Source organism: Verrucomicrobiia bacterium, assembly GCA_019634635.1.
Lineage (GTDB): Bacteria > Verrucomicrobiota > Verrucomicrobiia > Limisphaerales > UBA9464 > UBA9464.
Genome location: JAHCBB010000003.1, coordinates 137,987 through 149,773, shown reverse-complemented (window position 1 = coordinate 149,773; position 11,787 = coordinate 137,987). Strand labels below are relative to the sequence as shown.

The 11,787-nt window shown below is 68.1% G+C and carries 11 protein-coding genes; 5 read left to right on the top strand and 6 right to left on the bottom strand.

Going from position 1 to position 11,787, the window contains the following annotated elements:
- Positions 1–618: 618 nt before the first annotated feature.
- Both KF791_03150 and KF791_03145 read right to left on the bottom strand, forming a co-directional pair.
- Positions 619–1,017: a molybdenum cofactor biosynthesis protein MoaE gene (locus tag KF791_03150; GenBank protein ID MBX3731572.1), complete on the bottom strand. Its 399-nt coding sequence runs from the start codon at positions 1,015–1,017 to the stop codon at positions 619–621.
- Between the two features lie 21 nt (positions 1,018–1,038).
- On the bottom strand, positions 1,039–1,284 hold the full coding sequence (locus KF791_03145; GenBank protein ID MBX3731571.1) for a MoaD/ThiS family protein: 246 nt from the start codon (positions 1,282–1,284) through the stop codon (positions 1,039–1,041).
- A 122-nt stretch (positions 1,285–1,406) separates the two neighbouring features.
- Between KF791_03145 and KF791_03140 the strand changes: the two genes are divergently transcribed.
- The 5 genes from KF791_03140 to KF791_03120 all read left to right on the top strand — a co-directional run bounded on the left by KF791_03140 (position 1,407) and on the right by KF791_03120 (position 6,753).
- The gene (locus KF791_03140; GenBank protein ID MBX3731570.1) at positions 1,407–2,417 is read left to right on the top strand and encodes a PmoA family protein; all 1,011 of its coding nucleotides are present in this window, start codon (positions 1,407–1,409) and stop codon (positions 2,415–2,417) included.
- Between the two features lie 50 nt (positions 2,418–2,467).
- A complete protein-coding gene (locus KF791_03135) occupies positions 2,468–3,952 on the top strand; it encodes a Gfo/Idh/MocA family oxidoreductase (protein ID MBX3731569.1) in 1,485 nt (494 codons plus the stop codon).
- A gap of 70 nt (positions 3,953–4,022) precedes the next feature.
- A complete protein-coding gene (locus KF791_03130; protein MBX3731568.1) occupies positions 4,023–4,661 on the top strand; it encodes a 2OG-Fe(II) oxygenase family protein in 639 nt (212 codons plus the stop codon).
- A gap of 76 nt (positions 4,662–4,737) precedes the next feature.
- On the top strand, positions 4,738–6,009 hold the full coding sequence (locus KF791_03125) for an adenylosuccinate synthase (GenBank protein ID MBX3731567.1): 1,272 nt from the start codon (positions 4,738–4,740) through the stop codon (positions 6,007–6,009).
- A gap of 42 nt (positions 6,010–6,051) precedes the next feature.
- A complete protein-coding gene (locus KF791_03120) occupies positions 6,052–6,753 on the top strand; it encodes an isoprenyl transferase (GenBank protein MBX3731566.1) in 702 nt (233 codons plus the stop codon).
- A gap of 7 nt (positions 6,754–6,760) precedes the next feature.
- On the opposite strand, the gene KF791_03115 is transcribed toward KF791_03120, so the two are convergent.
- The 4 genes from KF791_03115 to KF791_03100 form a co-directional block, all read right to left on the bottom strand.
- Complete coding sequence (locus KF791_03115) at positions 6,761–7,714, bottom strand: hypothetical protein (protein MBX3731565.1); 954 nt, start codon at positions 7,712–7,714, stop codon at positions 6,761–6,763.
- Between the two features lie 60 nt (positions 7,715–7,774).
- Positions 7,775–8,995 carry an FAD-binding oxidoreductase gene (locus KF791_03110; protein ID MBX3731564.1) on the bottom strand — a complete coding sequence of 407 codons (1,221 nt, stop codon included), beginning with the start codon at positions 8,993–8,995 and terminating at the stop codon, positions 7,775–7,777.
- 10 nt (positions 8,996–9,005) lie between these two features.
- Positions 9,006–10,349 carry an aromatic ring-hydroxylating dioxygenase subunit alpha gene (locus KF791_03105; GenBank protein ID MBX3731563.1) on the bottom strand — a complete coding sequence of 448 codons (1,344 nt, stop codon included), beginning with the start codon at positions 10,347–10,349 and terminating at the stop codon, positions 9,006–9,008.
- Between the two features lie 138 nt (positions 10,350–10,487).
- Positions 10,488–11,735 (bottom strand): response regulator transcription factor, encoded by a 1,248-nt coding sequence (locus tag KF791_03100; GenBank protein ID MBX3731562.1) that lies wholly within the window; start codon positions 11,733–11,735, stop codon positions 10,488–10,490.
- Positions 11,736–11,787 lie beyond the last annotated feature (52 nt).

Here is an 11,787-nt window from a genome sequence, read left to right as displayed (position 1 = left end):
GCCTCGCGCTGCCCGCGTTCCCCGTTGCTTTTGCACGAACGCAGCGGAATTGAAGTGGGTCGCGGTGAAACACGCCCCTACCAAGTGGAGGGCCTCGCTGGTGTGCGCGTAAAATATAGTGACAGGTTCATTGCACCTCTGGCACATCCGCGGCGAGTCGGGGCGCCGAGCGGCTTGGCGCTGCCCGCGTTCCCCGTTGCTTTTGCCCGAACGCGGCGGAATCGAAGTGGGGGTAGGGACGCGCTTCTGCACGTCCGTGACGTTCTCCGATGCGCGCGTGGAGTGGTTGCGGGGATCGTGGGGAGGCTCTGGCGCCTGGCGCTGCCCACGTTCCCCGTTGCTTTTTGCCCGAACGCAGCGGAATTGATTTGGGTCGCGGTGAAACACGCCCCTACCAATGTGCCGGGGGGCCATCGCTACCCGTTGGAGGAGGCGGCCATAGAGTGACAGGTTCATTGCGTGACGTTCTCCGATGCGCGCGCGGAGTGGTTGCGGGGATCGTGGGGAGGCTCTGGCGCCTGGCGCTGCCCGCGTTCCCCGTTGCTCATGCCCGACCGCAGCGGAATTGAAGTGGGTCGCGGTGAAACACGCCCCTACCAAGTTGCCGGGGGGCCAGCGCTACCCGTTGGGGGAGGCGGCCGGTTGCGGGCGCTTCCAGATCGGGACCACCTGCTTCATCGAATCAATGAGCCACTGGCAGGCGGCAAATGCCTCGCCACGGTGCGGGGCGGCGACTTCGATCCACAGGCTGGGTTCCCCGGCAGCCACAAAACCAAGACGATGCACCAGTTGCACGGAACCGACCCCGGGCCATCGGGCCTCCAGTTCGTCCAGCAGCCGGTGGAACTGGTGGATGGCCATGGCTTCAAAGGCCTCATACGCCAGCCCGCGAATGGGCGCACCCGCCTCGGTCGCGCGGACCACCCCGCTGAATCGGACCACCGCGCCCCAGCGATCGGAGGCTGCCCGGGGAAGCACCGGGATCGGGTCCGGCGTCAAGGTGACGGTGCGGTCCATGCGTCGGGGTCGCCGGCGGGTTCAGCCCCCCTGTACCGGCGGAAACAATGAGACCTCGTCGCCTTCGAGGAGCACGTGGCGGGCATCCTGGTAGTCGAGGCCCACCGCAATCAGCGTGCACTGCCGCAGCGCGGCGAGGCGGGGATGGGCGGCATACACGGCCTGCAGGGCCGTCTCGACGGTTCCGCCCGCCGGAACCTCCACCCGCATCTGATCGGTGCCGGTGAGGTCGCGAAAGTAGCTCCAGAAATGGACCGGGATGGTCATCGCACCTGTCGCGACGGAAGGTGAGGTGAAGTGCGGATGGGAACCAGCCGGAACTGGAAGCGGGAGCCGCCATCCGTCGTCAAGGATTGACCCCTGTTTCCTGGGACTCGCATGCTCCGGACATGAAATTTTCCCGCTTTCGAGGGCTCCAGGAGCGCGCCGCGCTGCTGGGAGCCGCTGGACTGATCTGCGGGCTGATGGCGCCCCTGCTGTGCGCCGCCGATGGGGAGACTCCGAACGCCGTTGGGGTGGTGGCCACCAACGGCGTGGTCCGGGTGACCCTCGGCGGAAAGCCCTTCACCGAGTACCGGTACCAGGACGTATCGCGTCCGTTCCTGTTCCCCATTCTGGGTCCGGATGGACAGCATTTCACCCGTCGCTGGCCGCAGGAGGATCCGGGCGGCGAGGACCGGGATCATCCACATCATCGCGGACTCTGGTGGGCGCACGGCGACGCCAACGGGGTGGACTTCTGGAGCGAATCCGCGGACGCAGGACGGATCGTTCACGAGGGATTTGACGTGCTGGAGTCCGGACGCGACCAGGGCGTCATCACGGCGCGCAACCGTTGGGTCTCGAAGGACGGCCGGACGATTGCCACCGACCGGCGCACCCTGCGGTTCCATGCGCCCAGGGGCCCGCAACGGATCGTGGACTTCGAGATCACCGTGCAGGCCACGGCTGGCGACCTGGTGCTCGGGGACACCAAGGAGGGGACCATGGCCATCCGCATCGCCGAATCCATGCGGTTGACCCAGCCCAAGGGGCGCCCGGGGGAGGGACGGATCATCAATTCCGAGGGGGATCGGGACGGGGCCACCTGGGGCCGCCGGGCGGCATGGTGCGATTACGTCGGGCCGGTGGGTGGCGAGGTGATGGGCGTGGCGATCCTGGATCACCCGTCGAATCCGCGGCACCCGACCTGGTGGCATGTGCGGGATTACGGGCTGTTTGCTGCAAACCCCTTTGGCGTTCACGACTTTGAGAAAAAGGAGGCCGGGACCGGCAATCTGAAGATTCCCGCCGCCGACGAGGTCACCTTCCGGTACCGATTCATTTTCCATCCCGGGGACACGGAAGCGGCGGGCATTCCAGTCCGCCATGAAGAATGGGTGAAAACGGCGCCCCGCTGAATCGTCTTGTTCGCGTATCGTACGTCTGGTCTGCTCACGACTGAATTCCCATGAAGACGAACCGCAGAGACTTCCTTCGTCGGTCGGCCGCGGCCGGCACCGCCCTCGCCCTTCCCGGTGGCCTGCTCTCCCTCCGCGGCGCCCCGGCTCCCGGATCGGTGCTCGGCGCCAATGGCGATATCCGCGTCGCCGTTGTCGGATTCAACAGCCGCGGCATGGACCACATCCATGGCTTCCGCAAGCTGCCCGGTGTCCGCCTGGTCGCCCTGTGCGATGTGGACCGCACGGTGCTCGATCGGGAGGCCACCCGGCTGGCCGACGACGGCAACCCGGTCGCCACGTACACCGACGTCCGGAAACTGCTCGAGAGCAAGGAAGTGGACGCCATCGCCACGGCGACCCCCAACCATTGGCACGCCTTGATCAGCATCTGGGCCTGTCAGGCCGGCAAGGACGTGTACGTGGAGAAGCCGGTGTCCCACAATGCGTGGGAGGGCCGGCAGATCGTCAATGCCGCACGCCAGTACAACCGCATCGTCCAGACCGGCACCCAGAGCCGGTCGAATCCGGGCCTGCAGGAGGCCGTGGCCTGGATCCGCGACGGCAATCTCGGGGACATCACGCTGGTGCGCGGCCTCTGCTACAAGCCCCGCCAGAGCATCGGCAAGGTGTCCGGCCCGACCCCGGTGCCGGACACGGTGGACTACGACCTGTGGTGCGGCCCGGCGCCGATGGAGCCGCTGATGCGCGAGAAGCTCCACTACGACTGGCACTGGGTGTTCTCGACGGGCAACGGCGACCTGGGCAACCAGGGCATCCACCAGATGGACATCGGCCGCTGGGTGCTGGGCGAGAATCATCTCAGCCCGCTGGTGTTCAGCGTGGGCGGTCGCTTCGGTTATGTGGATGACGGCAACACGCCCAACACGCAGATCGTCTATCACGGTTACGCAAAGGCGCCGTTGATCTTCGAGGTGCGCGGGCTGCCCCGCTCCCGGGAGTTCCACGATCCCAAGGCATGGGGCCAGAACATGGATGACCTTCGCGGCGCCCGGGTCGGGGTGATCGTCGAGTGCCGGAATGGCACCCTGGTGATCCCCAGCTACGACAGCGCGATCGCCTACGACCGCGACGGCAACGAAGTGAAGCGGTTCAAGGGCGGTGCCGATCACTACGCCAACTTCATTGCCGCAGTCCGCAGCCGGAACGCCGGCACGCTGAACGCCGAGATCCTGGAGGGACATCTCAGCAGCGCCCTGTGTCACACCGGCAACGTGAGCTACCGCATGGGGGAAACGCTCGCGCCCGGGGCGATCCGGGAGCGCTTCCAGGACCTGCCGGCAATGGCCGAGTCCTTTGACCGCATGGCCGCACACCTCACGGCCAACTGGGTGGATCTGACCGCGTCGCCCATCACCCTCGGCGCCTTTCTCAAAATGGATCCGGCCTCGGAGCAGTTCGAGAAGAACCGGGAAGCCAACCACCAGCTCGCCGGGGCGTACCGGAAGGGCTTTGAGGTTCCGGCACGCGTCTGAAGACCCCTGACCCAGTTCCGCCGCCGACCCGCCGCCGTTCCCGGAGGCGCGTGGGCGGCGCCCCCGTCCCATGAATCGGATTGACGCCTTCGCCACCCCCATCTGGCTGGAGGATCTCACGGAGTTGGAGCCCATCCGCGGCGCGCTGGTCGAGGCGGTGCGCGACCTTCGGCGAAGCGGCGGGGAGGCGGCGGAGCGCAAGTCCAACCGCAATGGCTGGCGCAGCGCCAGCAACCTCTTTGATCTCCCGGCGTTTGCCCCCCTGCGGGATCGTCTCGTTCCCTCCATCCGGGCCGTGCTGGACGACTACGGCGTGCGGCGCGGGAGCCTCACCTTCACGGTCCCCGCCTGGGCCAATGTCCACGACCGGGGCGGCTACAACGTCGTGCATGTGCATCCCGGATGCTGGCTGAGCGGCACGGTGTATCTGGAGACACCGCCCGGCGCCGGCCGTCTTTTCTTCAACGATCCGCGGCCGGCGGCGGTGATGGAGTGCCTGCCGCTGCGTCCGGACCGCCCGATGACCCCGGCCCGCGCGCGGGAGAAGTTCGTGGCCCAGCCCCGGAACCTGTTGCTGGTGCTGTTTCCGAGCTGGCTGCCCCATGGCGTGGAGGCGGGGGACTGCGAGGAACGCATCAGCATCGCCTTCAATGTCCAGCCGGCGCTGGCGCGCCCTGACGCGTTGACACCTCCTCCCGGGGAATCCTAGCTTCCCGGGGCAAAGACCGGCGGGCCGCCCCGAACTTGCGTTCGGGGCATTTTTCTGCCGGAGACACCGAGTTTCCATGGCCAATACGATTCTGGTCGGCGCCCAGTGGGGCGACGAGGGCAAGGGCAAGATCATTGATGTGCTCACGGAGCAGGCGGAGATCGTGGTCCGGACCGCCGGGGGCAACAATGCCGGGCACACGGTGTACGTCGGGCCCACCAAGTACGTGCTGCACCTCATCCCGAGCGGGATCCTCCGCCCGTCCAAGGTGTGCGTGATCGGCAACGGCGTCGTGCTGGACCCGGTCGGGGTCGTCGCCGAACTGGACGGCCTCGAAAAGCTTCAGGTGCCGGTTTCGCCGGACAACCTGCAGATCTCCGAGACCGCGCACGTCGTCTTCCCGTGGCACCGCGAACTCGACGGCCGGCGGGAAGTGCGCAAGGGACAGCAGAAACTCGGCACCACCAAGCGCGGCATCGGGCCGACCTACGGCGACAAGGCCGCCCGGGTCGGTTTGCGGATGATTGACCTGATCAACACCCGGCGGTTCCCCGAACGGCTCCGGGAGCGGCTGGATGAAAACAACGAAGTTCTCCGGGCCCTCGGCGCCGCACCGCTTGATTACGAGACCCTCCTTCGCGATTACTCGGCCGCCGCCGACCGCCTCCGCCCCTTCGTCCGGAACACCGTCCTCTACCTCCATGAGGCCACCCGCCGGAGCGCCAACATTCTGTTCGAGGGCGCCCAGGGCACCTTCCTCGACATTGATCACGGCACCTACCCGTACGTGACCTCGTCCAGCACCACCGCCGGTGGCGCCTGCACCGGCTCCGGGGTCCCGCCCAACCGCATGGATTGCGTCGTGGGCGTGATGAAGGCCTATACCACCCGGGTGGGCGAGGGGCCGCTGCCGACCGAGGATCCCGGCGTCAGCGGCATGCTGCACGGCATGGGGCGTGAATTTGGGGCGACGACCGGGCGGGCGCGCCGCTGCGGATGGTTCGATGCGGTCGCCACCCGTCACGCCGCGATGGTCAACGGGATTGACGAACTGGCGGTGACCAATGTGGACGGCCTCGACACGCTCGGCACCATCCGGGTGTGCACCGCGTACCGGCTCGACGGGGTCCGGATTCAGCACGTGCCTGCGGATGCCGAGGCCCTCGCGCGCTGCGAGCCGGTGTATGAGGAATTCCCGGGATGGCAGGCGCCGACCGAGGCGATCACCCGGTGGGAGGATCTGCCGGTGAACTGCCGGCATTACCTGCTCACCCTCGCGCAGTTGACCGGTGCACGCCTGACCCTGGTTTCCGTGGGCCCGGCGCGCGAGCAGACCCTGTTTCTCTGAGGCGCCCGCGTGAGTGCCGAGCCCCGTCTTTCGGCGGCCGCGATGGCCAGCCTGCCGCAGCACGTCGCCCTCATCATGGATGGCAACGGCCGCTGGGCCAAGGCACGCATGCGGCCGCGGGTCGAAGGGCATCGGGCGGGCGCCGAGTCCGTCCGGGCCATCGTCCGGGCCGCCGGTGAGCTGGGAATCAAGTACCTCACCCTGTACGCGTTCTCCGTCGAGAACTGGAACCGCCCCAAGGACGAGGTGGACACGCTCATGAAATTCCTCGCGCGCTACCTGCGCAACGAGGCGGCGGAATTGCAGCGGAACAACGTGCGGCTGGAGGCCATCGGACAGATCTGGCGGCTGCCCGAGGCGGTCCAGGCGCAGCTCGAAAGCACCCGCCAGCTCCTGGCGCGCAACAACGGCCTCACCCTCATCGTCGCCCTCAGCTATGGCGGGCGCACGGAGATCGTGGAGGCGGTGCGGGCCATCGCCGACCAGGTGAAACGTGGGGGAGTGGACCCGGCCGAGATCAACGAGCGGATGGTGTCCGAACACCTGTACACCCGTCACTGGCCGGATCCCGACCTCCTCATCCGCACCAGCGGTGAAATGAGGGTCAGCAATTTCCTCCTCTGGCAGATCTCCTATGCGGAGTTCGTGGTCACCCCCACGCTCTGGCCCGACTTCCGAAAGGCGCAGTTCTGCGAGGCGCTGGAGGAATACGCCCGGCGTCACCGCCGGTTCGGCGCCGTCTGAGCCGGTCTCAAGCGGTTTCCAGCACGCTGACGTGGACCGGCACCGGCGCGGCGCGGTCCACCAGGTCCACCGTCTCGCTGTGCAGGCGGCTCCCCATCCTTCGCGTGGTGATGCGCGTGCGCGGCGGGAGGGGTTCCTCGGAGGCGGCCGCCGCTGCTGGCGTTGCAAGCCACGCCGTCACGGCGGCCGGATCGGGATCCGCCGGCACACGCCCGCCCGACCGCTCGCCCAGGGCCTCCAGCGCCGCGGCCCGGAGCAACTTCCGCCACACCTTCCTGAAAACGACGGGGCTGGCATAGACGTCGGCATGACTGAGGCGGCCATTGATCGCCCAAACCACGCCCATGGCGGCAGGGTCCGGCGGAGCGCCCAGTTGGCGGAGGTAGTCCTCGACCGCCACGACCACCTCCCGCTTTTCAACCGAGAGCTGGAGGCTGGAGGGGGAGAGTCCGGAGGTGGCGTCGGCCTGCACGCCATGACCGAGCTTTTGCTGCATTTCGGCCACCGATTCCCAGACGGCCCCCTGATTCCCACGGGTGCGAAGGAGGGCCCGCAGCTTCTTCGAGGACGCCATGTCGCTCGACTTCGAGAACTGGAACTCCGACTCACCGCGGCGCCGGCTCCAGCGTCCGGACTCCACGCAGAACGCAGGAATCGGGACCCTGCCGGAACGCGCCGGAACGATGAAGTCGGCACCCAGGGTGCGGTCCTGCCGGCCGCCCTTCACCAGGTCGCCCGCCTGGATGAACAGATCGGCGTCCCCGAGGTTTTCGATCACCAGCTCGTTGACGTTGCCCGTCTCGTGCAGGACGGCCTCCTTCCGGTCGAGGGCCTCCTCGAGGACGGCATAGTCGGGTCCGGAATCGGGGTCCGGTCCGGAGCCGGTCGGCAGGACAAACCAGGCGGTCAGGTTGGCGGCGGTGCGGTGCGGGGTGAGGGCGGGGCGGGAGAGGATGCGCATGTCGCCCGCGAGTTCATCCCAGCGGGTCGGACATCTGCAGGGGGAGGCTCGGCTGCCCCGTCAGACCCCGTAATAGGTCTCGTACACCCGGACGGCCTGCTGCTGCGCCTCCTCCCACGACACCCCGAGATCATTGAAGCGATCCGGGCTCAGGCTGCGCACATACGCCCCCGGATGAGGCTCGACCAGGGCTTCCACCAGCAGCCGGCCGATGCCGCCGGAACCGGAGATGCCGTGGGCGTTGCAACCGCCCGCCATGACGAAGCCGGGGACCCGGGAACTCTCGCCGATGAGGAAGCGGCCGTCGGGCGTGAAGGTTGGCCATCCCTTGCCCACCCGCGCCTTTGCCGCGGTCTGTGCGGTGGGAAACAACCGGGAGAAGTCCGCCTCGAAACCCCTCAGAACTCCCCAGTCCGTCACCACCGGCGGCGGTTCGTTGTCGGGGGTGAAGCTGCGCGGATCCCGGCTCTGCGCCGCGCGCTCCCAGCCTCCCAGCAGCAGGCCGCCTTCGCGAACCCGGCCGTACAGGGTGAGCTCCGGAATCCGGAAGCAGGGCAGATCCGGGGTCAGGCCCTCCATCGGCACGGTCACAAAATATTCATGACGCACGGGAAAAATCGGGAGCTCGAGGCCGGCCATGCGCGCGACGTGATAGGCATTGGCGCCCGCCGCATTGATGACGTAACGGCACGCCGCCGTCCCCCGGTTGGTCCGGACCCCGCAGATGCGGCCCTCGCGGATCACGAGGCCCTCCAGGGCCGTGGCCGTGGCGAAGCGCACTCCGAGATTCGTGGCATGATGCCGGTAGGAGGCGGCGACGCAGGACGGTGTCATGCAGCCGTCGGTCGGACACCACAGCACGGCGGTGACCCCGTCGAAGTTCATCAACGGCCAGAGCCGTCGCGCCTCCCCCGCATCGAGCAGCTCCACCCCGAGCCCCGCCTCATCAGCGACGGCCTTCAGTCTGCGGAACTCCCCGGCGCGTTCCGGGCTCAACGCGATCCGCAGGGAGCCCACCTCGTTCCAGTCGGGGGGAACCTCGGACCGCTGCAGCTCCCGGAAGACCCTCACGGAATGCATGGCCAGGCGGGTGCGCTCCACCGTGTCGCGCACCTGGCCGCAAAGTCCGGCCCCCTGCGAAGTCGTCACGGTGCCGACGTCGTCAGCCCGCTCCAGCACGAGCACGTCAGTCTTGCCAGCTTGCGCCAGCGCATGGGCGCAGCCTGCGCCGACGGCGCCGCCGCCAATGATGATGAACTCGGAATCGGGCAGTGTGGACATGCGAACGGGATCAGCGGGGTCCGGCGGATTGCAGCGGCACGGGCGAATCGTCATCGGGGGCTGCCGCCATGGCCGGCGGTGCTTCGGCGCCGGCACCGAGGCAGGTCAGGTACCAGGCGACGAAGGCCTCGACGTTGTACTCTTTGAAGGTGGAGTACGGTCCCGGCTGGTAGGCGCTGGACCGGATGCCTTTCTGCTGGCGTTCGCAGATGAGCCAGTCCTGCTCGCTGGTCAGCTGCCAGAATGGCATCAGGGTCGCCGGATCGTAGTCGCGGCCCTCGACGGCATCGGCGGCCACCAGCCACCAGACGCGGACCGCTGTGGCTTCCGGACCGAGGGGCAGCAGCCGGGTGCTGACGGCATGGTCGCAACTGGAGTGGTTCCAGAAATTCGGGAGCGTCCGCACGCGCAGCGTGCCGACGTCGGCATCGGGATAATCCCCCATCAGCGGCGCCACCTGACGGCCGTCCATGGACTCGCTCACCCAGCCGTCCACAAGTGGCGTGCGGTTGGCACTGAACCAGATGCCGCGCGCGGCATCCGGAAACGGAGTCATCCCGGGATCGGTGCGGGTTGGTGCCAGGCCGGCCGAGGCCCATCGGGCCTCGCTTCGGGACACCACCGCGGCCATCACCTCACGCACCCGCGGCGGGGTGTCGTCGGCATTGTAGTGGTCGAAGTTGGCCTGGGTGTACTGGGGGTGGTTGACGTTGCAGTGGTAGCACTCGCGGTTGTTTTCCCAGACCACCTTCCAGTTGGCGTGCACCACGTAGTCCACCGCACGGGCGACGCGTGCCCGGTCCAACCCCTGCGGACGCGCCACGGGTCCCAGACAGGCGGCTGCGGCGTCAAACGACGGCGGCGAACCGGCGAGGCAGATGAAGATCAGACCGGCCACTTCCCGGGCCGCGACCCGGTTCAGCGGGAAGTCCGCCTTGTCGAGATCGGACTGCATCCCGCGCCATGCCACGAGGCGTCCGTCGAGGTCGTAGGACCACTGGTGGTACGGGCAGACCAGCCGGGTGGCATGACCCTCGCGCTCCGTGCAGATCACGGAACCGCGGTGGCGGCAAACGTTGTGCAGCGCGTGAATCGCCCCTTGCGCGCCGCGGATCACGATCACGGACTCGGTGTCGAACTCGACGAGGAAATAATCCCCAGTCTGCGGAATCTCGCAGGCGTGACCCGCAAACAACCAGCCCTGCTTCCAGATCCGCTCGATGTCCAACCGGTAGATCCCCGTGTCGGTGAAGTAGGGCTGCGGCAGGGTCCAGCCCGGACGCCGCGCCGGCAGTCCGCAAGGCGCCCCATCCGGGGAACGTCCGCCACCCGGCAACGGATTCAGCGATCCCATGGCCGCAGCCTATTCCCAGCCTCCCGGAGCTCAATGGCCCGTTTCAGGGGGACGGCGGCACGCCCGATCGGGACGGACCGCGTGTCGCGGTCCCCGATCAGGTCCGCGCCTGCAATGGGTGGGGTTGCCGTACGGTCCTCATTTCTGCAGGTACTTCACCGCGGCCTCGGTTCGCGAATGAACCCCCAGCTTCTCAAAGATCCGCTTCGCGTGGCCATGCACGGTCCACACGCTGATGCGGAGGCGATGGGCGATCTCCTTGTCGAGGAATCCACGGGAAATCAGGCCGAGGATTTCGAGCTCGCGGGGGGTCAGCCGGGAAAGGCGGGGCGAGGCGGGGGCAAATCCAGGCTCGCCAACGAGCCGCTGGAAATAGCCGGTCACGGTCCGCATCCAGGCGCCGTGATCGCCATGGCGCGGTGCCGGACACCCCTCAAGCGGCTCCAGCATGCGGTCTGGAGTCGTGCGTCGGAGAAAATAGGCCGAGGCACCCCCGGGCGTGGATCGAAACAGTTCCTCGCTGTCCGAGAACGCCGCGTACTCGACACACACCAGGCGCGGACGGAGATGGCGGAGCCGTGCGATGAGATCCGCACCCGAAATCTCCCCGAGCACCTGGCTGACCAGCAGCAGGTCGGCCGGGGAATTCTCCAGGCCGCCGGGGACTTCCGCCGCACGCCCCCACGCCACGAGGGGCCGGCAATCAGGATGCTGGCTCAAGTGACTCCAGAGGGCCTGGCGCAGCCCGGGGTCCGGCTCGACCAGCGCCACCCGCCAGGCCGGCGGATCCGACGTCCCCGCCCTGGCCCCGCCGGGGGACGCCGCCTTCGGCAGCGTGTGCAGCGAGCAGTAGGTCCACATCACCGGATCCGCGCACCATCGCAGGGCGAGCGTCACCTCCCGGGGCTCCCGCGAGCGGACCGTCTGCAGGCCCTCCGACCGCACCGCGGCGAGCAACCCGTGGGCGCGACGGGCGGCCTCGGTGGCGTCGGGAGTCGCCAGCGGGTAGTAATCTCCAAGTCCGTCGGTCTCCAGCCACACCGACCAGCCGGCCTCCGATCCGATCCGGGGTGCATGCGGCCGTTGCACCAGATGGATCCGCTCCGGCACGGCAGCTGGGACAGCCTCCGACGGGGCCCCGGTTGCCTCCCGTGCGGCCTCGACATCTCCGATCAGGGACCGGTACAGGGCCAGAGCTTCCGCGGCGGCTGCGCCCCGCGGCGTGGCCCGCAGCGCGTAGGTTCGCCGCCGCCCGCCCACCTGAATCTTCACGTGCCAGCCGCGGACCCGGTATCGGCGTCCACGTCGTGTGTACGAATTCCGGAAGATTCGTGAACTCCAGTACCGGACCTCGAGGCGCGTGACCCTGGCGGATGACTTGGACACTGCTTGGACAGTGTCGCGCCGGGCCGCCAATCATCGCAAGCGAACGAGGCGG